This window comes from Pseudomonas syringae group sp. J248-6 (assembly GCF_032586995.1).
GTDB classification, from domain to species: Bacteria; Pseudomonadota; Gammaproteobacteria; order Pseudomonadales; family Pseudomonadaceae; genus Aquipseudomonas; species Aquipseudomonas amygdali.
The window spans coordinates 1-24,802 of sequence record NZ_JAWHOP010000031.1; the positions used below are offsets into that span (position 1 = coordinate 1).

Here is a 24,802-nt window from a genome sequence, read left to right on the forward strand (position 1 = left end):
ATCGATGAGTTGAAAGCAGGTCTGGATGAGTACATCCACTACTACAACCATGACCGCATCAAGCTGAAGCTCAACGGCCAAAGCCCCGTAAAGTACAGGGCTCAGGCGGCAAGCTAAAACCGTCCAACTTTTGGGGGGCAGTTCACGGAGCGTGCGGAACGATAACCTCATCTATCGTGCGGCGCTCTGCGTCGCATGCAGCTCTGGACGCTCTGCGTCCGGTCTTGAGTCTGCGGCGCGGCGCAGATTTGTGACGCAGAGCGTCACGACAGGCATTCCCACGCGGAGCGTGCGGAACGATAACCTCAACTACCGTGCGACATTGCGCGTTAAAAGCTCGGTAAACGCCTTGGCCATCGGTGACTGTTCGTCCTTGCGCTGTACCAGCCACACCGCGCTTGTCGCGCCGGGGTCGAGGACATTGCGATAGACCACGCCGTCGATGCGCATTCGGCGGTAGGACGCTGGCAGCACGGTGACGCCCAGTCCAGCCGCCACCAAACCGATGATGGTCATCACTTCACCCGCTTCCTGAGTGATCAGCGGGCTGAAACCCGCGGCGCGCGCCAGACTCAGAACCTGCGCGTAAATGCCGCTGCCATAAGTGCGCGGGAAGAACACGAACGGCTCAGCGGCCAGGGCCGACATATAGATCCCGTTCTCGCTTTCTGCCGCCAGTGGATGGTCAGCACGCATGATCGCCACCAGCGGCTCGTTCAGCAGCTCAAACACCACCAATGAGTCGGGTAACGCCAACGGGCGCATGATGCCGACCTGAATGGTCTTGTCCTCAAGCCCTGCTGCCACTTCCTGGCTGGTGATTTCGGTCAGGGTCAGGTGCACATCCGGATAAGCCTGACGGAAGGCAAAAATCGCCTGTGGAATGCTGGAAGTGAACGGTGCCGACGAAGTAAAGCCAATCTTCAGCTCGCCGATTTCACCCAGTTGCGCACGCCGGGCAACATCAGTGGCTTTATCGACCTGCGCCAGCACCAGCCGCGCCTCATCGAGAAACAACCTGCCGGATTCACTCAGCTCGACACGCCGGTTGGTGCGATCAAACAGACGCGTGCCCAGCTCCTGCTCCAGCGTCTGGATCTGCTGACTCAGCGGCGGCTGGGAGATACCCAGCGCCTGTGCCGCACGACCGAAATGCAGCTCTTCGGCAACCGCGATGAAGTAACGCAGATGGCGCAATTCCATGCTGCCTCCATTAAGTCGTTTTACCTATCAAACAGGTCGAACAATATATTGGATGGAATGATTGGCGGGCTATATGATTTTTTCATTGCCTGCCCAATCGTGCTCCGAGGTCTCCCTTGAATCCTGCCGTCGCCCCGCCCACCACAGACTTGAATGCCTCCGCTAAACCGTCTGGCGACACTTACATCGAGAAAAACACGCCGCTTTTCAAACGCACCGCACTGGCGCTGTTCGCTGGCGGGTTCTCGACATTCACCCTGCTGTATTGCGTCCAGCCGATGATGCCCACGCTGTCCGGCGAGTTCTCCCTTTCGGCAGCCCAGAGCAGCCTGATTCTGTCCGTCGCCACGGCGATGCTCGCCATCGGCCTACTGATCACCGGACCGATATCCGACCGGCTGGGGCGCAAATCGGTGATGGTCATGGCACTATTCTGTGCATCGCTGTTCACCATCGCCAGCGCGCTGATGCCCAGCTGGGAAGGCGTACTTATCACACGGGCACTGGTGGGCCTGTCGCTGAGCGGTCTGGCGGCAGTGGCGATGACTTACCTGAGCGAGGAAATCCACCCCACGCATCTGGGCCTGGCAATGGGGCTGTATATCGGCGGCAGCGCGGTCGGCGGGATGAGCGGGCGGCTGATCGTCGGGGTCATGATCGATTACGTAAGCTGGCACGCGGCGATGCTGGTGGTCGGCGGACTGGCCCTGATCGCAGCTGTGGTGTTCTGGAAGATCCTCCCGGAATCGCGCAACTTCCGCCCCCGCTCACTGCACCCTCGCAGCCTGCTGGACGGCTTTGTGGTGCAGTTCAAAGACGCCGGGTTGCCGCTGCTGTTTCTGGTCGGGTTTCTGCTGATGGGCGCATTCGTCACGCTGTTCAACTACATCGCCTACCGCTTTTTGAGCGCCCCCTACAACCTGAGCCAGGCCGTGGTCGGGGTGTTTTCCGTGGTGTATCTGTCGGGTATTTACAGCTCGGCAAAGATCGGCTCATTGGCCGACCGTCTTGGCCGCCGACGGGTGCTATGGGCCGTGATCGTGATGATGCTGGCCGGCCTGCTGCTGACCCTGTTCACACCGCTGCCACTGGTTATCGCAGGCGTGCTGATATTCACCTTCGGCTTCTTTGGTGCGCATTCGGTAGCCAGCAGCTGGGTGGGACGCAGAGCGACAACGGCCAGAGGTCAGGCTGCTTCGCTTTACCTGTTCTGCTATTACGCGGGCTCAAGCGTAGCAGGAACCGGTGGCGGAGTGTTCTGGCATTACGCGGGCTGGAGCGGCATCGGGCTGTTTATCGGCGTGTTGCTGTTGATTGCCCTCGGGGTAGCGTTGCGGCTGGCGAGGTTGCCACCGCTGGGGGCGAAGGTTTAGTCACAGATAGGGCGATGGCGGATAGAGTGAGCCAAGGTACACTGGCGCATCCGCCAGTTCTGGTAAAGGAAACCGACATGCGCCTCGACCACCTCCATCTGCAGAATTTTCGTTGTTACGAAGATGCTCATTTTGATTTCCAGCCGGGGTTCAATCTGGTGGTGGGGGTTAATGGCAGTGGGAAGACGTCGCTGTTGCTGGGGGTGGCTTGTTGTTTCAGGAATTTTCTACAAACGATGGATACGAGCTACTCACCAAATCATTCTCTTATTACTGAGAATGACGCCAGATTCACCATTGTGAGATTTGAGGACAGAATTCGTTTTGAGCGCAATTTCCCCCTGAAACTTTCGGCTAAAGGTGATGCGTTTGACTTCCCGAATTGGGACGTATCATTTGAACGCAACAGCCCCATCCCTAGCTACAACGTGCCCATAAGCCTGAAACTTCAGGAAAAGCTACGCACATTAGACTCGACTCTACCGACTGACTTACCGGTGCTCGCCTTCTATAAAGCCAATCGACGCTGGCTAGCATCTCCGGTATCCCCAGAGCATGCAGCGCAAAGCAAGCCGTCAAGACTGAACGCTTATACCGGGTGGTCTGACGCTGCCTCTAATTTAGAGAGCTTTGAAAACTGGCTTATAGGAAAAACACTGGAGCGCTTACAAAGGATGTCAAGGGCACGCCATAACGGAGTGTTCGACGACGAGCTGACCTGGATAAATACAGCTATCCAGTGCGCATTACCTGATTCCAGGGGGATCGAGTACGACATGGAGCTTCGAGGCTTGGTTGTCGATATGGGCGAAAAATCGATCCCGTTCAACGACCTGAGCGACGGACAACGCGGAATGGTCGCACTCTTCGCCGATATCGCTCGCCGTATATGCCTGCTCAACCCGCACATGGGGAAGGATGTGCTAAGCAAGACAAACGGCATCATCGTCATCGATGAACTCGATATCCATCTTCACCCCGGCTGGCAACGCACCATTGCTCCAGCACTGAAAAAAGCATTTCCCAGCATCCAGTTCATCGCCGCCAGCCACTCACCACAGGTCATCGGCAGCCTGCAGCCGGGCGAGGTCATCCTGCTGAATAACCATGACGGCTCTCATCCAAGAGCAACCTACGGCCTGGACTCCAGCAGTATTCTGGAAGAAGTCATGGGTGTACCGCAGCGCGAGCCTGAAATTGAAGTACTGCTCGACGAGCTATTCAGCACACTGGAAAACAACGAGCTTGAAAAAGCCAGACTGCAGCTTGATGCGTTAAAACAGAAAGCGCCCGATCTGCCCGAGTTCGCAGGTGCCGAAGCGTTGCTCAAACGCAAGGAGCTCATTGGACGATGAGACGCGTTATCAAGGGAACTGAGCCTGCGTCACTCACCGAATGGAAAGCCAGCGCAAACGAAGACTGGACGCCCACCTATCCAACCCTGCAGAACCCGCAAAAACGCGACTTGCATAATTGCTTGCTGCAAGAGCAGAACTTCTCATGCTGCTATTGCGGCAGGGAAATAGAGCTTGATAGCAGCCACATCGAACATTTCAGACCGCAGGATCATTATCTGCCATTGGCACTGGAATACAGCAATCTTCATGCGTCTTGCCTGCGCGAGACCACACCAGGAAACCCGTTGCACTGCGGCCACTATAAAGGCAACTGGTTCGATGAGGACCTGCACATTTCCCCGACAGAGGACGATTGCGAGCAGCGCTTCCGTTATCTGCTCACAGGGAAAATCCAAAGCACGTCCCACACAGATCTTCCCGCCACGACGATGATCGAAAAGCTCGCACTCGATATCGCGTATCTGACTAAAAGACGTCAGGAGGCCATAACGAGTGTGTTCGATGAACAATTCTTATCCAGCGCCAGCGATGCTGAGCTTAGGCACCTTCTGGAAAGCCTGCGATCGCAAGCTGCCAACAATCCGATCAGCTTTGGTCATGTGATTGCACGTTATGCGGAACAATTACTGGCGTAGAGGCAGTCAGTCCGGAAAGCAGGGCTAGGGAGACGCATTGCGCGTCCTCCCATCGGTCATTCACAACATTGAGCAAGAAATTTATTTTCATATATTTGTTTATATTTCATTTTCGTGTAATTTATTTTCATCACGAAAACAGAGATAAAAATAATGAATACCTGTGATCGCCTCGAAACCTGCTTCACTCCTTTTCCTGCGTCATCCCTGCCGAGTACTCCCGAGTCGCCTTCCGGCTGACGGCTTCAGCCGTCGGTATTGCGCCCTCGCCTACCCATTCTGCAAGGAACCGCCGCTATGTCGCCGTCACCCGGTATTTCGCTGTTGGTCTACGCCGCTGTCGCAATCATTGCCTTGATCGTGCTGATTGCGCGGTATCGCCTCAATCCGTTTATCGTCATTACGCTGGTGTCGGTCGGTCTGGCGCTGGTTGCCGGGATGCCGGCCAGTGGCGTGGTCGCCTCTTACGAAGCGGGAGTGGGCAAGACGCTGGGGCATATCGCGCTGGTCGTGGCGCTGGGCACCATGCTCGGCAAGATGATGGCCGAGTCCGGTGGTGCCGAGCAGGTGGCGCGCACGTTGATTGACCGCTTTGGCGAGCGTAACGCGCACTGGGCTATGGTCTGCATTGCGTTTCTGGTGGGCTTGCCGCTGTTTTTCGAAGTGGGTTTCGTTCTGCTGGTGCCGATTGCCTTTACTGTCGCGCGGCGTGTCGGGGTGTCGATTCTGATGGTCGGCCTGCCGATGGTCGCTGGTCTGTCGGTGGTGCACGCACTGGTGCCGCCGCACCCTGCGGCAATGCTCGCCGTTCAGGCTTATCAGGCGTCGGTAGGGCAAACCCTGTTCTATGCCATTCTGATCGGCATACCCACGGCCATCATCGCCGGTCCGGTATATGCCAAATTCATCGTGCCGCATATCCATCTACCGGCTGAAAACCCGTTGGCGAAGCAGTTTCTCGACCGCGAACCAAGAGCAAAACTGCCCAGTTTCGGCCTGACCATGGCGACCATTCTATTGCCGGTGGTGCTGATGCTGCTGGGTGGCTGGGCCAACCTGATCAGCACACCGGGCAGTGCGTTCAATGGCTTTTTGCTGTTCATCGGCAACTCGGTGATCGCCCTGCTGCTGGCCACCCTGCTGAGTTTCTGGACGCTGGGCATCGCTCAGGGTTTCAATCGCGACTCGATCCTGAAATTCACCAATGAGTGCCTGGCACCGACCGCCAGCATCACGTTGCTGGTCGGTGCCGGTGGCGGTTTGAACCGTATTCTGGTCGACAGCGGTGTCACCAACCAGATCGTTGGTCTGGCGCAGGACTTTCACCTCTCGCCCTTGCTGATGGGCTGGCTGTTCGCTGCACTGATGCGTGTGGCGACAGGCTCGGCGACGGTAGCAATGACCACAGCATCGGGGATCGTTGCACCAGTGGCGATGGGCCTGGGTTATCCGCACCCCGAGTTGCTGGTGCTGGCGACAGGCGCAGGCTCGGTGATCTTTTCCCACGTCAACGACGGCGGTTTCTGGCTTATCAAGGAATACTTCAACATGACCGTAGCGCAAACCTTCAAGACCTGGACGGTACTGGAGACGCTGATCTCCATCGTCGCCTTTGCTTTGACGCTGGGTCTGGCGCAGGTGCTCTGAGTGGACATTCTGTACCAGATACGTGCCCGTCAGGATTCACTCAGCGCGGGAGAAGGCCGGATCGCCAGGCTGGTGCTCAGCGATATCGCCTTCGCCGCAAGTGCCAGTCTGGACGAGCTGGCCAGCCGCGCCGGGGTCAGCAGCGCTACGTTGTCACGCTTCGCGCGTAGCATCGGTTGTCGGGACCTGCGCGACTTGCGCCTGCAACTGGCCCAGGCGAGCGGCGTGGGCAGCCGATTTCTCAACCCTGAACCGGCCCCGGAGCAGTCGGCCTTTTTCACCCGGATTGTCGGTGACATAGAAGCCACTCTGCATCAGCACCTGGCCGGGTTTGATGAGTCGCGCTTTGCCGCAGCCGTAGCGTGCCTCAGCGATGCACGCATGATTCATGCGTTCGGCATGGGCGGTTGCTCCAGCCTGTGCAGCGAGGAGCTACAAACCCGATTGGTACGTTTGGGCTACCCGGTGGCGGCCTGCCGCGACCCGGTGATGATGCGCATGATTGCGGCCACGCTTGGTCCGCAACACAGCCTGATTGTCTGCTCGCTCAGCGGGCGCACGCCGGAACTGCTCGACGCAGTAACTCTGGCGCGGAGCTATGGTGCTCGCGTGCTGGCCATTACCTTGCCCGACTCCCCTCTGGCGCAACTGGCCGAGGTGGTGTTGCCGTTGCAAATTGCTGAGACCAATTTCATTTATAAACCCACCGCCGCGCGCTACGGCATGCTGCTGACCATTGATGTGCTGGCCACTGAACTGGCGCTGCTGAGCCCTGAAGACAATCAGGAACGGCTGCGTCGGATCAAGCTTGCACTGGATGAATACCGTGGCGGCGAAGACGGCCTGCCGCTGGGAGACTGAAGCATGATTTACGACCTGATCATTCGCGATGCGCTGGTCATCGATGGCAGCGATACGCCGGGAGTACGCGCCGATGTAGCGATTAGCGACGGACGCATCCAGCGCATCGGCAACCTGATCGATGCCACTGCGCAGGAAGAGGTCAACGCTGCCGGTCGCGTGCTGGCCCCAGGTTTTATCGACGTCCACACCCATGACGACACGGTAGTGATTCGCAAGCCCGACATGCTGCCCAAGATCAGCCAGGGCGTGACCACGGTTATCGTCGGCAATTGCGGGATCAGCGCGTCACCGGTCTCGCTGCTCGGCAACCCGCCAGACCCCATGAACCTGCTGGGCGACGCGGCAGCGTTTGTCTATCCGCGCTTCGCCGACTATCGCGCAGCCGTGGATAACGCCCGGCCCGCCGTGAATGTGGCCGCTTTGATTGGCCATACGGCCCTGCGCAGCAACCACATGGATGACTTGTTTCGCAGCGCCAGCCCGGAAGAGATCGCCGCGATGCGCGAGCAGTTGCGCGACAGCCTCGAAGCCGGCGCGCTGGGTTTGTCGACTGGCCTTGCTTACGCTTCGGCCTTCTCGGCCGAGACCAGCGAAGTCAAGCAGCTGGCTGAAGAGCTCAGCGCTTTTGGCGCGATCTATACCACCCATTTGCGCAGCGAATTCGAGCCGGTATTGGAGGCGATGGCGGAGGCCTTCGACATAGGCCGCCATGCGCGCTCGCCAGTGGTGATTTCCCACATGAAATGCGCTGGCGCGGGTAACTGGGGCCGCAGCCCGCAACTGCTGGCGGCCCTGGAAAAAGCTGCGCAGGACCATCCGGTCGGTTGCGATTGTTACCCTTATGCAGCCAGTTCTTCGACGCTGGACCTGAAGCAGGTCACCGACGCATTCCGTATCACCATCACTTGGTCAACGCCGCACCCGGATCAGGGCGGCCGGGATTTACAGGACATTGCCGCCGACTGGGGGTTGTCATTGCTGGACGCCGCACGCAAGTTGCAGCCTGCGGGTGCGGTGTACTACGGCATGGATGAGGGCGACGTCGAACGCATCATGTCTCACCCGCTGTCGATGATCGGCTCCGATGGCCTTCCGGAAGATCCGTTTCCGCATCCGCGCTTATGGGGAGCATTCCCCAGAGTGCTCGGGCATTTCAGCCGGGACAAAGGGTTGTTTGCGTTGCACACCGCGGTACACAAAATGACCGGGCTTTCGGCAGCGCGCTTTGCCTTGCACGAGCGCGGCTTTATCCGCGAGGGCTACTGGGCGGATCTGGTGCTGTTCAACCCGCAAACCGTGCGCGATGTGGCAGATTTCAAAGACCCTCAGCGAGCGGCACAGGGCATTGATGGTGTCTGGGTAAACGGCCGATTGAGCTATGCCGAAGGCAAGCCGCAAGGCGAGCGACAGGGTAGATTCCTGCCGCGCAGCGGTTCGCTGCTGGAGGGCTTTACGGATGGAAAAGCGCCGACGTAAGCGTCGGCGCTGAAAAGAGCCGATGCGCCCTGATGTATCGACGCATCGTCAGCCGGACAATTACTGGTGATACTGCGCCGACAACTCATGTACTGCGTTGATGAACGCACCAGCATTGGCCGGGTCGACTTCAGGGGTGATGCCGTGGCCGAGGTTGAAGACGTGACCGGTGCCGCTGCCGTAGCTGGCGAGGATGCGTGCAACTTCCTGGCGGATGGCTTCCGGGCGGGCGTAAAGCACGGTCGGGTCCATATTGCCCTGCAGCGAAACCTTGCTGCCGACACGCTGACGCGCTTCGCCGATGTCGCAGGTCCAGTCCAGGCCCAGGGTGTCGGCGCCGATGTCGGCGATGCTTTCCAGCCACAGCCCGCCGCCTTTGGTGAACACGATGACCGGCACCTTGCGCCCATCGTGCTCGCGAATCAGGCCGTTGACGATCTTGCGCATGTAAGCCAGCGAGAATTCCTGATACGCCGCCGAAGACAGGCTACCGCCCCAGCTGTCGAAGATCTGCACCGCCTGGGCGCCCGCGAGAATCTGGCCATTCAGGTAGGCCGTGACTGACTGCGCCAGTTTGTCGAGCAGCAGGTGCATGGCTTGCGGGTTGTCGTAGAGCATGGCCTTGGATTTGCGGAAGTCCTTCGAGGAGCCGCCTTCGACCATGTAGGTCGCCAGGGTCCACGGGCTGCCGGCAAAACCGATCAGCGGCACACGGCCGTTGAGTTCGCGACGGATGGTGCTGACCGCGTCCATCACATAGCCCAGGTCCTTCTGTGCATCCGGGATGGGCAGTGCTTCGATGTCAGCCAGCGTGCTGACGGTTTTCTTGAAGCGCGGGCCTTCGCCGGTCTCGAAGTACAGGCCCAGGCCCATTGCGTCGGGAATGGTCAGGATGTCGGAGAACAGAATCGCCGCATCCAGCGGGTATCGATCCAGTGGCTGCAGCGTGACTTCACAGGCGAACTGCGGGTTCTTGCACAAGCTCATGAAGTCCCCGGCACTGGCGCGGCTGGCGCGGTATTCAGGCAGGTAACGGCCTGCCTGGCGCATCATCCATACCGGCGTGACGTCTACGGGTTGCTTGAGCAAAGCGCGAAGGAAACGGTCGTTCTTCAGGGCAGTCATGTCGGCATCCGCAATAAAAGTGCCGGCATTTTCTCAGAGCGCGACGCAAAAGGCACGGCAAGAGCCGTGCCTTTTGTCTATCGTGCCGATTTGCTGTGCCAATACAGCTCCGCGCCCGGCGTAAGACTGGGGCGGGCCTGCGCTATTTGTGGGGATCTATGACGTCAAACGCCTTGATAACGCCTTTTTCAGCCGGGGCAAGTATCAGGCGCCAGGCACCTCTGCCGGTGCTCCTGCCTATACCGGGAAGGTCCAGCGAGAACTGGCTTTTACCATACTTGTGCAGACTGCCATTGCCATCCAGCACATATCTATCAACTGCTTTTTTGACAGCAGCTTCAAGGTCATCGTTAGGGAGGTCATTTTCTGCATGCCTGAAACGCCTACTTGCAAAAAAGCCATCGGTGTCCACTTTGTATCTTTTTACCCGATTGCTATCCGAGGAATCGCCATCACTCCCCGAGCCGCTCGATGGTCTGCCTTTTAATCGTTTGTTGCCGCCGCGCAACCCTGCCGACGCATGTACCCAGACCCCTTGCCTATCAAGCTGAATCGGCAATTGATAATGCGCATCTGGCCGCCGGGGATCGATCACCCTCCATGCTGCGAAATCGGCATCGTATCTGACGGCATAGGTCTTACCTTGTTGCACAGCATAAAAGCGGCTTGGCGCACCTTCATGAGTCTTTTCATAAACGCCGTTGTAAAACCCGCTGTCGAGCAGTTTCAATCCACCGGGTGTTTTTGCCACTGCTGTTTTAGGATCAAGGACAGAACGGCCGATTGATGTTGTCGACGATGTCTGGACCCTTCGTGCTCTGGGCAGCGTCAAACCTTCAGCCAGCAGCAACGCCGCCTGGACAAAATACAAGGGGGCACCTTGCTCTTCACCGCCAGCTTTTGCGATGCCCTGCCAGATGGCATAAAAGCTGCGCAATGCTGCAATCGGCAGCCTTACCTTGAAAGGCGCGAAGGTGAGCACGATGTCGCCAACGACTTTGGTGATTTCCCAAGCACTTTCCCAATAGGTTTCCCAGTTGGTGTTGGTCTGTTCATCGACAGCAGAAATCACCCTCCCGACTTCAGAGTCATAGACTGCCTCAAGAAAACTTCCAGTGCAGGGCTGCAGTTCCATGAACAGCGTTTCACGGCGGACGGTCAGAATACGCCTGACATCGTCCCGGGAGGCCAAAGGCGCCCTGCCCACCAGATAGTCCAGCAAACCCGGTTCAAGCAGTATCCGCTGCTGAAACTCCTGCGGATCGCTCATTTCCCGGAAGCATATTCCGTCAGGAGCCTGCGGGGTGAAAACCACAAAAGCGGCGACGCTCGAGCGCGACTCTGCGCCGATCACCAGTACGCCGCTCAATGACACGTCATTGATGGATAACTGGCTGACCTGAATGCGATGCCCCTCTACCGTTGCGCGGTCATCACTGTCAGTTGGGTGATCAAGCACGGCAGCAACCCATTTGTAGCCCCTGCTCGCCAGCTCGGGAGGAAGTCCACCATCGCCCAGAAAGTCACCCGCCATCTTCGCCTCTATCACATCGAGGCGCATTTGCGCGCGCATGACGCGTGCATAACGTTCACGGTGCCATTGCCCTGACGCCGACGTGGACAGTACTGTGCGGAGGTATCTTGAATAATCTTCGCCAATGTTCAGATCACGAATCAGGCCGAACAGATAACCGGCGTTGAGGAAACTGACCAGTTGCCCCTGATCGTCAAACGCGCGGCTGGTGAGCAGAAAGTTGATATTGGTGAGTGCAATGTTTTCCAGCGACAGATCTGTAAGGCTGCGCTCATGCGTTTCATAATGCGGCTCCAGTTCTGAAGGGCCGATATATTCGTAATCGGTATCAATAATAATGCCTGGATCAATCTCGATGCTGACGGTATGCACGCTGATATGGTCAGGATCCACTGCAATACCGTGGTCGAGCAAAATCCGTTCCTGCAGCTTTTGCCGCGCATATTTGCGCAATTGGTCGGGCTGTGCGTAGCCGGAAGGATCCAGCAGGTCAGGTGCCTGAGCTTCGAGCAAGGCTTGACTGTAGTCCTGCACCGCCATTTTCCAGCTTTGTTTTTCGGCAGCCGTCGAGTTCGCGAACCAATCAGGCAGAAACCCGCTTTCGATTTCGGTTGGTTTTCCGGGGTCGAACCAGCCGCGATTTTCCTCGATCGCGCGCCGCGTCAGAACGTCGCGAAAGCCCTGTACGTCCTGCTCGAATTGCATACCCAGCGATGACCGCTCGTCAGCCTTCAATTGCGAACTGATTGCCAGATAGAAGCTGTCGGTGCCCTGTTTGAACGAAGTTATCTCACCGTTGCCGGTGTCCTTTGCGCTGTAATTTCCGTAGTTGTCATGCAGCAGAATAATACGGTTATCGTCAGTATCTGCCGGAGCGTAATTGCTCGCACCAGCGTCGAAGATCAACACGTCCCGACCCGATTCGGCCGCCAGTAATTTCCGGACGATACTGCGGGCCAGCTCATCCGTGTACGAATTGAAGCTTCGCGTTCGCGACAGCCCGTCGATAGCCAGACTGTTGCTCCACTCATCCAGCGAAATGTTCATTGCCTCGCCAAAAGCGTCCGGCAGAACAAGATTGTTCAGGAAATCGGCCTCTTCCTGTTCTGTCAGCGGCATCTGCTGCAACAGCTCTTCGAGACGTCCTGCCGGAACCTCGGGGCATAAGGCGCACAGCACGCTCAGGGCCGGAGACAGCGGCGTCTGCTGACGAACCCAAAGAGGCAGGAAAGGATTGTGTTCGCGGGTATCCAGTTGGCCCTTTGAGGTGCCTTCATCAGCTGCAACCAGCGCATCGAATAACAGCGGTCTCTGGTCTTTTGCCAGCCCCGCTATTTGCTCACGCAGGGTAACGATTCGTCCGGCATCACTGCCACTGCCCGGAAAGTTACCCCCCATTCCAACGCTGGAACCTGCAGGCAACTGACTGAACACCCAGCGCAGTAACGGCTCGTCATCGGCGACCTGAACATTGTCCGGGACGATGTAAGCGTCGCCATTTTGCGTCAGGACAATGCTGTCTTGAACAACGCTTTCATCACTGCCTTTAAGAAAAACCGCGAGTACTTCATCGTTTTCGTTGTGAATCCTGATGGACAGGTCTGCTGGCCAGTCTGGCAACTGAACCAGCAAGGAGAACAGCGCGCCTTCACCGTCTTCAGGAAAAAAATCCTTTTCTGTAAAGTGCTCGACGAACTGGTCGATTATCCGGTCCGCGCGTTCTCGGGTCCGGTGTTCGCGCACGGCAACCGTGCTGGGCGTGAACCTGTCCGGCCCGAGAGATTTCTGCTCATTGGATCGAGCAAGTTTGCCCATGGGTGCTGCTTTCAACATGGCTATTTCCTTATAGCGACATGGATGGCGGGAGTATCTAAGGCGATGAACTCCCCAAAAGGATCAGGAGCCTAAACCTTTTTAAGAGCAGGTACAGAGGGCGGAAAACAGCTGTAAACAATCGCTTGTCGCAGACGCCGGAACAGGCCTTGATCGGGACTTGGACAAGAGGGTTGAAACCTTGATGCGCCGCCTCTGGCGGGGCGACGCAACTTAATGAAAGGCGGTTGTAATTCCGGGACCGGATTATTTCAAAACGTCACAAAACCGTTTTTTCCGAGCCCCGTCCCCGCCATCCAGGCCTGGCCTGCACCAGACTGGGATAGGGAATCAATCAGCCTGGCTGACACCCGAATGAACCGAAGCTGCCGATGTTGCAAGCGCCTGTTCAAGTGCGTAGGCATAGCTCAGCAAAGCACCTTCATCCCAGGCAGTGGAAAGAAAATACAACCCTCTTGGCAGGCCATTCTCTTCGAGCCCGACAGGCACGGTTATTCCCGGATAACCGGCGATAGCGCCAACCGCTTTGAAAGAAACCTCTGACCAGTCAATGAGCACGTCGAGCGAGTGTTGCTGCAAGAGCCCATCGATCAATTGTCGATGAGCAGCACGCAAGTTGGTTGCAATCGACAGGTAATCCTCCTGATCTACAGACACGCTGGAGGAGTCAATCAATAAATCCTGATCATAGGCTTGCGCTCCAGGAAACGCGGTGTTGAATGCAATGATCTCATCCAGCGTGCTGACACCCAGCCCGGTGCGTGTGCTCAAGTAAGCGTTAAGCTCGCGCTTGAAATCATGCACCAGCACTAAATACTCTGAAGTGCTATCAATCGACGGAACATCGACGGGAACCAGTATCGCCCCGGCAGCACTCAGACGACGCTTCACCTTTTGGAATTCAGGATCGTCGTCCATTGGCATGCCGTCATGGGTGTGACCTGGATAGCCCAGGCGCTTGCCGCTCAAGGCGTCCGTCCTGAGGTGGTCGACATAGTTCACTACATCGGTGGAGGCTCGGGCGGTGGCTTCGTCGAGAGGGTCGTTGCCGCTCATCGCCGTCAGCAGGATCGCGGTATCCGTGACCGTTCGCGCCATTGGGCCGGGGGTGTCCTGACGACTGGAGAGCGGAATCATACCGGTACGACTGAGCAGACCCAGCGTAGGCCTAAGCCCTATGACACCACTCGTGGCGGCGGGTTGAATGATCGAACCATTGGTCTCGGTGCCTACCGCCAAAGGTGAAAATCCAGCTGCAAGACCCACTGCCGAACCTGAGCTGGAGCCAAGCGGATCAGCGCTCAAGTCATAGGGATGACGCGTCTGCCCGCCTCGGCCGCTCCAGCCGCTAGGTACCTCGTACCCACGGAAATGCGCCCATTCGCTGAGATTGGCCTTACCGATAATGATCGCGCCGGCATCGCGAAGCCGCTGCACCACAAAAGCATCGCGTGGAGCAGGCAATCCGACCATTGAGAGAGCGCCCGCAGTGGTCTGCATCTGATCGCCCGTATCAAGATTGTCTTTTACGAGTATGGGGATGCCATGCAGCGGCCCACGTTTTTCCCCGCGAGAACGCTCCCCGTCCATTTGCGCGGCTATCTGCAGAGCGTCGGGGTTGATTTCAATGACAGCGTTGAGCGCCGGGCCATTTTTGTTCAGCACTTCGATGCGCTGGAGCAAGTCTGTCACCAGCCCGACAGAGGTCAGGTTGCCTGCACTCATGCGCCGCTGAAGCTCTACACCGGACTCAAAGTAAACGGCCTTGTTTTCGATGATCGAACCGAAAACGGGTCCATCGAAGTTGGCGGGTGTCTGGCTGGCAAATGCAAAGGGCGCTATCGAGAGCGCGAGGCAGAAACCAAACTGATTTTTCATGATGTCCTTCCCTGGTTGATAAAACGCTCGTCTTGAGCGAGTTACACCGAGCTTAGGAAGGAGGGCGCAGAAGGGATGTCAGAAAAGTCGGTAAATCACCCGTGATGGGTAGACGCCTGTTGTCAGAGCGCGCCTCAGTAACGGCGCGCTCTGGCAACACAAGGCTTAGACGCCCAGGTAATCCAGAATCCCTTCAGCCGCATTACGGCCTTCGAAGATAGCGGTCACCACCAGGTCGGAGCCGCGCACCATGTCGCCACCGGCGAAGATCTTCGGGTTGCTGGTCTGGTGCTTGTACTGTGCTTGTTCCGGGGCCACCACACGGCCCTGGCTGTCAGTACTGATCGTGAACTGCTCGAACCATGGCGCAGGGCTTGGGCGGAAGCCGAATGCGATGACCACGGCTTCGGCCGGGATGATCTCTTCGGAACCCGGAATCGGCTCCGGGCTGCGACGACCCCGAGCATCAGGCTCGCCAAGACGCGTCTCGACCACCTTCACGCCTTCGACCTTGCCATCGCCCACGATGGCGATAGGCTGACGGTTGTAGAGAAACTTCACGCCTTCTTCCTTGGCGTTCTTCACTTCCTTGCGCGAGCCTGGCATGTTCTCTTCGTCGCGACGATAAGCGCACGTCACCGACTTGGCACCCTGACGGATCGAGGTGCGGTTGCAGTCCATCGCCGTGTCACCACCGCCCAGAACCACGACCCGCTTGCCCTTCATGTCGACGAAGTCTTCCGGGGCCTTTTCAAAGCCCAGGTTGCGGTTGACGTTGGCGATCAGGAAGTCGAGCGCATCGTGCACGCCCGGCAGATCCTCACCGGGGAAGCCGCCTTTCATGTAGGTGTAGGTGCCCATGCCCATGAACACTGCATCGTATTCTTCGAGCAGTTGATCGATGGTGACGTCCTTGCCTACTTCGGTGTTGAGCCGGAACTCGATGCCCATGCCGGTGAACACTTCACGGCGATGGCTGAGTACGGATTTTTCCAGCTTGAACTCGGGGATGCCGAAGGTCAGCAGACCACCGATTTCCGGATTCTTGTCGAACACCACCGGCGTCACGCCGCCACGCACCAGCACGTCGGCACAGCCCAGGCCTGCAGGCCCTGCACCAATGATGGCGACGCGTTTGCCGGTTGGCACGACTCTGGACATGTCCGGACGCCAGCCCATAGCAAACGCGGTGTCGGTGATGTACTTCTCGACCGAACCGATGGTGACCGCGCCGAAACCGTCGTTCAGTGTGCAGGCACCTTCACACAGGCGATCCTGCGGGCACACGCGGCCGCAGACTTCCGGCAGAGTGTTGGTTTGATGAGACAACTCCGCCGCCGCGAGGATGTTGCCCTCGGCGACCAGCTTGAGCCAGTTGGGAATGAAGTTGTGCACCGGGCACTTCCACTCGCAATACGGGTTGCCGCAACCCAGGCAGCGATGCGCCTGATCGGCGGACTGCTGGGGCTTGAACGGTTCGTAGATTTCCACGAACTCCTTCTTGCGTTGACGCAGCAGTTTCTTCTTCGGGTCTTTACGTCCGACGTCGATGAACTGGAAGTCGTTACTGAGACGTTCAGCCATTCTCTGGAGCCTCTTTACGGCAGCTTCAGGTTACAAGCCTGAAGCTGCAAAAAATCGTGATCGCAGGCAATTAGCGCACTGCCGTTGGCTTGCGGTTTGAAGCTCACCGCTAGCAGCTGCTTTTATTGCGGATTCGCCCGAGTGCTGGAGAGCAGCGATTTCAGGTTGGCAGCCTTGGGCTTGACCAGCCAGAAACGACGCAGGTAGTCGTCCAGGTTTTCCGCAAGATTGCGGCCCCATTCGCTGTCGGTTTCAGCCACGTACTCGTTGAGAACGCTCTGCAAGTGAGTGCGATAGGCTTCCATCGACTCGCCGCTGATGCGCTGGATCTCGACCAGCTCATGGTTGACCAGGTCAACGAAGGTGTTGTCCTGGTCGAGCACGTAAGCGAAACCGCCAGTCATACCGGAACCGAAGTTGTAGCCGGTCTTGCCCAGTACACAGACGAAACCACCAGTCATGTATTCGCAGCAGTGGTCGCCAGTGCCTTCCACAACAGTGTGGGCACCCGAGTTACGCACCGCGAAACGTTCGCCCGCCGTGCCCGCCGCAAACAGCTTGCCGCCGGTTGCGCCGTACAGGCAGGTGTTGCCGATGATAGCGCTCTCGTTGGTCTTGAACGGGCTGCCCTTGGGCGGCACGATCACCAGCTTGCCAGCGGTCATACCCTTGCCGACGTAGTCGTTGGCATCGCCTTCCAGATACATGTTCAGGCCACCGGCGTTCCACACCCCGAAGCTCTGACCGGCAGTGCCTTTGAAGCGGAAAGTGATCGGTGCCTTGTTCATGCCCTGGTTGCCGTGCAATCGGGCGATTTCACCGGAAATCCGTGCGCCAATGGAACGGTCGCAGTTGCAGATGTCCAGTTCATACTCGCCACCGCTGAGGGATTCAATGGCCGGCTTGGCCATCTCCACCATCTGCTCGGCCAGCAGGCCCTTGTCGAACGGCGGGTTGCGATCCACCAGGCTGAACTGAGGCTTGTCAGCCGGAATATGGTCGCTGCCCAGCAACGGTGTCAGGTCCAGATGCTGCTGCTTCTCGGTTTCGCCCGGCAGGATATCCAGCAGGTCGGTACGACCGATCAGCTCTTCCAGCGTGCGAACGCCCAGCCTGGCCAGCCACTCACGGGTTTCTTCAGCTACGTAGGTGAAGAAGTTGATCACCATATCGACGGTGCCGATGTAGTGGTCCTTGCGCAGCTTTTCGTTCTGCGTCGCAACGCCGGTAGCGCAGTTGTTCAGGTGGCAGATACGCAGGTATTTGCAGCCCAGCGCGATCATCGGCGCGGTGCCGAAACCGAAGCTTTCAGCACCGAGAATGGCTGCCTTGATCACGTCCAGGCCGGTTTTCAGACCACCGTCGGTCTGCACCCGGACCTTGCCGCGCAGGTCGTTGCCGCGCAGGGTCTGGTGAGTTTCGGCCAGACCCAGTTCCCACGGCGCGCCAGCGTACTTGATCGAGGTCAGCGGCGATGCACCGGTGCCGCCGTCGTAACCGGAAATGGTGATCAGGTCGGCATAGGCCTTGGCCACGCCAGCGGCAATGGTGCCAACGCCCGCTTCTGCCACCAGCTTGACCGACACCAGCGCCGCCGGGTTGACCTGTTTCAAGTCAAAAATCAGCTGCGACAAGTCTTCGATGGAATAGATGTCGTGGTGCGGAGGCGGCGAAATCAGCGTTACGCCCGGTACGGCATAACGCAGCTTGGCGATCAGGCCATTGACCTTGCCGCCCGGCAGCTGCCCGCCCTCACCCGGTTTGGCACCCTGTGCAACCTTGATTTGCAGCACATCGGCGTTGACCAGGTATTCTGGCGTGACACCAAAGCGGCCCGTGGCGATCTGCTTGATCTTGGAGCTGCGGATGGTGCCGTAACGCGCCGGATCTTCGCCGCCTTCACCGGAGTTGGAGCGCGCGCCCAGACGGTTCATCGCCTCGGCCAGCGCTTCATGAGCCTCCGGCGACAAGGCCCCCAGAGAAATACCGGCCGAATCGAAGCGCTTGAGGATTTCGCTCAGCGGCTCGATTTCGTCGATGTTCAACGGCTGGTCAAGCGTTTTGACCTGTAGCAGGTCGCGAATCATCGACACCGGACGCTGGTCTACCAGCGAGGTGTATTCCTTGAACTTGCTGTAGTCGCCCTGCTGCACGGCGGCTTGCAGGGTGCTGACCACGTCCGGGTTGTAGGCATGGTATTCGCCACCAAACACGAACTTGAGCAGACCGCCTTGCTGGATCGGCTTGCGCGTGCTCCAGGCTTCGGCTGCCAGCGCTTTCTGTTCGGCTTCAATATCGACGAAACGCGCGCCTTTCAGGCGGCTCGGCACACCGCGGAAACTGGTGTCGCAAACTTCCTCGGACAGACCGATGGCTTCAAACAACTGCGCGCCACGGTAGGACGCAACGGTCGAGATACCCATCTTCGACAGGATCTTGAGCAGGCCCTTGGTGATGCCTTTGCGGTAGTTCTTGAAGACTTCGTACAGATCGCCCAGCACTTCGCCAGTACGGATCAGATCGCCCAGCACTTCATAGGCCAGGAACGGATAGACCGCCGACGCGCCGAAGCCGATCAACACCGCGAAATGGTGCGGGTCACGCGCGGTTGCGGTTTCGACCAGGATGTTGCTGTCGCAGCGCAGGCCCTGTTCGGTCAGACGGTGGTGAACCGCGCCGACCGCCAGCGAAGCATGCACCGGCAGTTTGCCCGGTGCGATGTGTCGGTCGCTCAGCACGATCAGGGTACGACCGGCACGCACGGCCTCTTCGGCCTGATCGGCAACGCTGCGCACAGCGGCTTCAAGACCCAGGCTTTCATCGTAGTTCAGGTCAATGATGTGGCGTTCGAAGCCCGGACGCTCCAGGTTCATCAGCGAACGCCATTTGGCTGGCGAAATGACCGGCGAACTAAGGATTACGCGTGAGGCGTGCTCTGGCGATTCCTGGAAGATATTGCGCTCGGCACCGAGGCAGATTTCCAGCGACATGACGATGGCTTCACGCAGCGGGTCGATCGGCGGGTTGGTCACCTGCGCGAACTGCTGGCGGAAGTAATCGTAGGGCGAACGCACACGACGCGACAACACCGCCATCGGTGTGTCGTCACCCATAGAGCCCACAGCTTCCTGGCCCTGTTCACCCAGCGGGCGCAGCACCTGATCGCGTTCTTCGAACGTGACCTGATACATCTTCATGTACTGCTTGAGCTGCTCGCTGTCGTAAAAAGCCGAGCCGTGGTCGTTGTCTTCCATGGTGGCCTGAATGCGCAGGGCATTCTTGCGCAGCCATTGCTTGTAGGGATGACGCGACTTGAGACGGTTGTCGATGGCGTCGGTGTCGAGGATCTGACCGGTTTCAGTGTCCACGGCAAAGATCTGCCCAGGACCGACGCGGCCCTTGGCGATAACGTCTTCAGGCTTGTAGTCCCACACGCCGATTTCCGACGCCAGGGTGATGTAGCCGTTCTTGGTCGTGACCCAGCGCGCCGGGCGCAGGCCATTGCGGTCGAGCAGGCAGACGGCATGACGACCTTCGGTCATCACGATGCCGGCCGGGCCGTCCCACGGTTCCATGTGCATGGAGTTGTATTCGTAGAAGGCGCGTAGATCCGGGTCCATGGTCTCGACGTTCTGCCACGCAGGCGGAATGATCATGCGCACGCCACGGAACAGGTCGATGCCGCCGGTCACCATCAGCTCAAGCATGTTGTCCATGCTCGATGAGTCCGAACCCACGCGGTTGACCAGCGGGCCCAGCTCGTCCAGGTCCATCAGATCGTTGGTGAACTTGGTGCGTCGCGCCTGTGCCCAGTTGCGGTTGCCGGTGATGGTGTTGATCTCGCCGTTATGGGCAAGAAACCGGAACGGCTGCGCCAGCGGCCATTTCGGCAGGGTATTGGTGGAAAAGCGCTGGTGGAACACGCAAATGGCAGTCTGCAGACGCTCGTCGCTCAGGTCCGGGAAGAAGGCCGTGAGATCGGCCGGCATCATCAGGCCTTTATAAATGATGGTCTTGTGCGAAAAGCTGCAAATGTAATGATCGGTATCTGCGGCGTTGGACACTGACGAACGGCGGCGTGCGCTGAACAGCTTGATGGCGAATTCCTGATCGCTCAGGCCTTCACCGCCAATGTACACCTGCTCGATTTTCGGCAGGCGCTCCAGTGCCAGACGGCCCAGGACGCTGGTATCGATCGGCACCTGACGCCAGCCGACCAGTTCCAGGCCCTCGGCGAGGATCTCGCGGTTCATGTTTTCGCGTGCGGCGTCAGCCTTGGCGTCGTCCTGATTGAGGAACACCATGCCCACAGCATATTGGCGGGGCAGGTCGGCACCGAAGTGCTCTTTGGCCATCGCACGCAAGAAGCCATCGGGCTTCTGAATCAACAGACCGCAACCGTCACCGGTCTTGCCGTCGGCGTTGATACCGCCACGGTGGGTCATGCAGGTCAGGGCCTGAACGGCCGTCTGCAACAGGTGATGACTGGGCTCGCCCTGCATATGAGCGATCAGGCCGAAGCCGCAGTTATCCTTGAATTCATCTGGTTGGTACAGACCTGCTTTCATAGACACTTTCTCACCAGGCTGCCTCTATTCGAGGCAAATTTCCTTTTAATTCAACCAATTACCTGTCACGCCGAACGTGCGCCAGCTTCGGACAGGCAAAACGGAGGTCATTGTACACAGCGACACAAGGGCTAACAAATTTAACGACGACTGGTTGATAATCAATGTCGCAATTATGAAAGTTTTAAAACGGGTCGCTGTGCTAGTCAAAGCATTTCTTCAAGTATCTGACTGACGCGACGGGAGACTGTAAAGCGCTTGTAACGCAGACGCCGCAAGGCGCGCACCAATCTGGTGGCGCGCTTTGCGGGTTAAGTCAGGCTGGCTGGGTGAAGCGGCCCGGATAAGGCCGCTGCGACTTCAGCGACTGGCACCAAGCTCTTGTTGGACGCTGGCGACAGTACGGGGCCAAGGTTTACCAGCCTGAACCTTGGCTGGCAATACCTTGATGGCTGCCAGGGCGGCAGCACGGTCAGGAAAGTTGCCATACGTGATGACGTACAGCGGCTTGCCCTGCAGGGTTTTCTTGAAATAACGGTACTCGCCACCTTGCTCTGCGATGTAGGCCTGAGCGGTCGCTTCGGAGCTGGTGCCCAGAATCTGTACCACATAGTGGCCTGGCGCCTGACTGCTGTACCAATTGCTACCGGCAGCCGGTTTGGCGGCTGCTGGCGCAGGTTTTTCCGCAGGCTTGGCAGCCGGGGCCGGAGCTGGCTTGGCTGTGGCGACCTGAGCAGGTGCAGGTGCAGGCGCTGGCTTGGCGGCTGGCGCAGGAATAGACGAGCGTGGCGTCTGGGCAGCAGCCTGACCGGCGGGCACGCCCGCAGGCGGCGCAGTGGTGGTCACGGTCGGCGGCTGGGCAGGCGAACCTGTCGGCACCGCGTCTTCGTCGGAATCAGTCGACCCGGCCGCTTCAGCCAGCGGGCCGCGCATCACCGGTTGCGAGTTGCCATTCATCGGCAGCGGCATCGGCTGGGAATTGCCCGCGAACTCGATGGCCGGGCTACCGTTGTTCGATTGCTGAGCAGTTGGCTTGCCCTCGCCCAGCGGCAATTGCGCCTGAGCAGAAGCAGGGGCATTGGCTGGCGTGCCCGTTTTGTCACCGCGACCGGGGATCAGCACTGCTGCTGCCACGGCCACTATGACGACGGCACCCAAGGCCAATACGTGTTTTTTCGGCATGTTAAACCCCACACTTGGACGCTTGACCGCAGAACGACTCGCGATCATCGCCTCGATCATTGAATCGCGGGCTACCTGGTTGATTGCCCCAGGCCAGCCATCGGACTGTTCATGAATATCGGTGATCTGGTCGGCAGTGAACAACGCGATTCCTTGCCCTGCACCCTCCAGACGCTGAGCCAGATACTCCCGGGTTTCCTCTTCCGTATAGGGTTGCAGCTCGATGACGTGAAAGCGTTCGCCTTCGACATCGCCCTGCAGGTCGGCACACATCTGATCGAGACGATCGAGCAGCGATGGCTCTCCGAACAGGAATACATGCGGACGCCCTTCAGGCGTTCCCGCAGCAAGACCCAGCAACGCTTCGAGCGCCGAATCGCCCAGTTGTTCCGCATCGTCAACCAGCAAGTAGACTTCCTGGCCGGTCAGCCCGAGCTGCACGACCTGCGACAGGATCGCCTGCATTTCAGCCTGGGCAACGCTCAGCGCCTGAGCAACCTGCTGCAGCACACCTGCCGCATCGCCAGCGCCGCGTGCAGAAACCACGACGCTTTGCACCGACTGCTTGTTGGTGCTTGCTACCAGCGCCTGACGCAGCAGGGTCTTGCCGCTGCCCTGCGGCCCGGTCACTGCCAGCAACAACTGGCTGTAACGCGCCAGATGATGAAGCTGACCCAGTACAGGCTTGCGCTGGGCAGGAAAGAATTTGAAGCCAGGTACCCGCGCCGCAAAGGGGTCATGACTCAACTGATAATGGCCGAGGAAGGCCTCGTCGGCATGCAAACTAGTCATGGGTTTTCCGTTAACCTCTAAGCTGATCCACCAGGGCGCGATAGTCCGCAACCAGGGTGGCCTGTAATACTTCTTTTGGATAATCGTCCGTGATAACCGCTTCACCCATCTGGCGCAACAGCACCAGACGCAAGCGACCGTCGATGACTTTCTTGTCGATCGCCATGTGTTCGAGGAAATTGTCTTCCGTCATGTCCTGTGGTGGCACCACCGGCAGCCCGGCGCGCTGAAACAGGCGAATACCGCGATCCCGTTCCTGCGTGCTGATCCAGCCCAGACGCGAGGACATTTCCAGCGCCATGACCGTACCGGCAGCTACCGCCTCGCCATGCAGCCAGACACCATAGCCCATATGCGTCTCGATGGCGTGACCGAATGTGTGACCAAGGTTCAATGTGGCGCGAACACCGGACTCACGCTCGTCGGCGCCGACCACCAGCGCCTTGGCCGCACAGGAGCGTTCGATGGCCACGGTCAGCGCTGCCTGATCCAGCCCGCGCAGCGCGTCGACGTGCTCTTCAAGCCAGGTCAGAAACGGCTCGTCGCAGATCAGGCCGTACTTGATGACCTCTGCCAGCCCGGCGGACAGTTCACGCTCGGGCAGGGTATTGAGCGAGGTGGTATCGATCAGCACGACGCTTGGCTGATAGAAGGCCCCCACCATGTTCTTGCCCAACGGATGATTGATGCCGGTCTTGCCGCCCACCGATGAGTCTACCTGGGACAGCAACGTGGTCGGGATCTGGATGAAATTCACGCCGCGCTGATAACAGGCGGCAGCAAACCCGGCCATGTCACCAATCACACCGCCACCCAGGGCGATGACTGTAGTGCGACGATCATGACGAGCGGTCAGCAGGCCATCGAAAATGGTCTGCAGGGTTTCCCAGTTCTTGAACGCCTCGCCATCGGGCAGAACAATCGGAAGAACGTTGTAACCGGCCAGGGTCTGCGTCAGACGCTCCAGATACAGCGGTGCCACTGTCGTGTTGGAAACGATAGCCACCTGACGCCCGACGATATGCGGGGTCAGGAGCTCTGGCTGATCCAGAAGGCCTTCGCCAATATGGATCGGGTAGCTACGCTCACCAAGCTCGACCTTAAGTGTCTGCATGTGTCCCCACATTGATTACCGGTTGGACGGTTTGTGCTTCAGCAGGTCATGACGCAAGGCCATGCACCGTCGCTGTTTTGCTGGTCGACGAGAATAGCGCATTTTCGCCTGCGCTTTAACGGGGAGGAAGCTCTGCAAGGCGCGCCAATATCTCGAGAACCACCATTCGGGGTGGCCGCTCATCGGTTTCAATCACCACGTCGGCGATTTCCCGATACAGCGGGTCGCGGATAGCCAGCAATTCGCTCAGCACCCGGGCCGGATCGGCGGTACGCAACAAAGGACGATTTCTGTCACGCGCGGTGCGCCCGACCTGCTGTTCTATGGAGGCATGCAGATACACCACGCGCCCACCGGCACGCAGCGCATGACGGTTTTCACTGCGCATGACGGCGCCGCCACCGGTGGCCAGAACCAGGCCATCGGCTTCGCACAGCTCGGCAATCATGGCCTGCTCGCGCTCACGGAAACCCGGCTCACCTTCCTTGTCGAAGATCCACGGGATATTGGCACCCGTGCGCAACTCGATCTCCTTGTCGGAATCCTTGAACGGCAGTCGCAACTCTTTGGCAAGCAAACGGCCGATGGTGCTTTTGCCAGCACCCATCGGCCCCACAAGTATTAAATTTCGCACAA

General features: G+C 58.6%; 16 protein-coding genes. 7 read left to right on the forward strand and 9 right to left on the reverse strand.

Annotated elements, in window-relative coordinates:
• The coding region (locus RYC17_RS24995; protein WP_316904697.1) for an IS3 family transposase at positions 1-117 on the forward strand (117 nt) is incomplete at its 5' end.
• Between the two features lie 192 nt (positions 118-309).
• Here the strand turns inward: RYC17_RS24995 and RYC17_RS25000 are convergent.
• Positions 310-1,203, reverse strand: coding sequence for a LysR family transcriptional regulator (locus tag RYC17_RS25000; RefSeq protein WP_005731006.1), 894 nt, complete (start codon positions 1,201-1,203; stop codon positions 310-312).
• Between the two features lie 116 nt (positions 1,204-1,319).
• On the opposite strand from RYC17_RS25000, the gene RYC17_RS25005 reads away from it, so the two are divergent.
• From RYC17_RS25005 to RYC17_RS25030, 6 genes are all read left to right on the forward strand, one after another.
• Positions 1,320-2,576 (forward strand): MFS transporter, encoded by a 1,257-nt coding sequence (locus tag RYC17_RS25005; RefSeq protein ID WP_316904687.1) that lies wholly within the window; start codon positions 1,320-1,322, stop codon positions 2,574-2,576.
• A gap of 77 nt (positions 2,577-2,653) precedes the next feature.
• Entirely contained in the window at positions 2,654-3,931 is a 1,278-nt protein-coding gene (locus tag RYC17_RS25010; protein WP_316904688.1) for an AAA family ATPase, read from the forward strand.
• Positions 3,928-4,569: a retron system putative HNH endonuclease gene (locus tag RYC17_RS25015; protein ID WP_316904689.1), complete on the forward strand. Its 642-nt coding sequence runs from the start codon at positions 3,928-3,930 to the stop codon at positions 4,567-4,569. Before RYC17_RS25010 ends, RYC17_RS25015 begins: the two co-directional genes overlap by 4 nt.
• A 297-nt stretch (positions 4,570-4,866) precedes the next feature.
• The gene (locus tag RYC17_RS25020) at positions 4,867-6,216 is read left to right on the forward strand and encodes a GntP family permease (RefSeq protein WP_058408260.1); all 1,350 of its coding nucleotides are present in this window, start codon (positions 4,867-4,869) and stop codon (positions 6,214-6,216) included.
• Entirely contained in the window at positions 6,217-7,077 is an 861-nt protein-coding gene (locus tag RYC17_RS25025; protein ID WP_005743109.1) for a MurR/RpiR family transcriptional regulator, read from the forward strand. It abuts the gene before it with no gap.
• A gap of 3 nt (positions 7,078-7,080) precedes the next feature.
• Positions 7,081-8,556, forward strand: a complete 1,476-nt coding sequence (locus tag RYC17_RS25030; RefSeq protein WP_219170808.1) for an N-acyl-D-amino-acid deacylase family protein — start codon at positions 7,081-7,083, stop codon at positions 8,554-8,556.
• 60 nt (positions 8,557-8,616) lie between these two features.
• Here RYC17_RS25030 and hemE read toward each other — a convergent pair whose 3' ends face one another.
• From hemE to aroK, 8 genes are all read right to left on the reverse strand, one after another.
• The gene (gene hemE / locus RYC17_RS25035; RefSeq protein ID WP_004666485.1) at positions 8,617-9,681 is read right to left on the reverse strand and encodes a uroporphyrinogen decarboxylase; all 1,065 of its coding nucleotides are present in this window, start codon (positions 9,679-9,681) and stop codon (positions 8,617-8,619) included.
• Positions 9,682-9,823: 142 nt separating this feature from the next.
• The gene (locus tag RYC17_RS25040) at positions 9,824-13,048 is read right to left on the reverse strand and encodes a dermonecrotic toxin domain-containing protein (RefSeq protein WP_316904690.1); all 3,225 of its coding nucleotides are present in this window, start codon (positions 13,046-13,048) and stop codon (positions 9,824-9,826) included.
• Between the two features lie 330 nt (positions 13,049-13,378).
• Positions 13,379-14,926 carry an amidase family protein gene (locus RYC17_RS25045; protein WP_316904691.1) on the reverse strand — a complete coding sequence of 516 codons (1,548 nt, stop codon included), beginning with the start codon at positions 14,924-14,926 and terminating at the stop codon, positions 13,379-13,381.
• A gap of 165 nt (positions 14,927-15,091) precedes the next feature.
• Complete coding sequence (locus tag RYC17_RS25050; RefSeq protein WP_002551661.1) at positions 15,092-16,510, reverse strand: FAD-dependent oxidoreductase; 1,419 nt, start codon at positions 16,508-16,510, stop codon at positions 15,092-15,094.
• Between the two features lie 122 nt (positions 16,511-16,632).
• Positions 16,633-21,078 carry a glutamate synthase large subunit gene (gltB, locus tag RYC17_RS25055; protein ID WP_316904692.1) on the reverse strand — a complete coding sequence of 1,482 codons (4,446 nt, stop codon included), beginning with the start codon at positions 21,076-21,078 and terminating at the stop codon, positions 16,633-16,635.
• A gap of 360 nt (positions 21,079-21,438) precedes the next feature.
• The gene (locus RYC17_RS25060) at positions 21,439-23,052 is read right to left on the reverse strand and encodes an SPOR domain-containing protein (protein WP_058408267.1); all 1,614 of its coding nucleotides are present in this window, start codon (positions 23,050-23,052) and stop codon (positions 21,439-21,441) included.
• 10 nt (positions 23,053-23,062) lie between these two features.
• Positions 23,063-24,166, reverse strand: coding sequence for a 3-dehydroquinate synthase (gene aroB / locus RYC17_RS25065; RefSeq protein ID WP_044322855.1), 1,104 nt, complete (start codon positions 24,164-24,166; stop codon positions 23,063-23,065).
• Between the two features lie 115 nt (positions 24,167-24,281).
• Positions 24,282-24,800 carry a shikimate kinase AroK gene (gene aroK, locus RYC17_RS25070; RefSeq protein ID WP_058399805.1) on the reverse strand — a complete coding sequence of 173 codons (519 nt, stop codon included), beginning with the start codon at positions 24,798-24,800 and terminating at the stop codon, positions 24,282-24,284.
• Between the last annotated feature and the right edge of the window lie 2 nt (positions 24,801-24,802).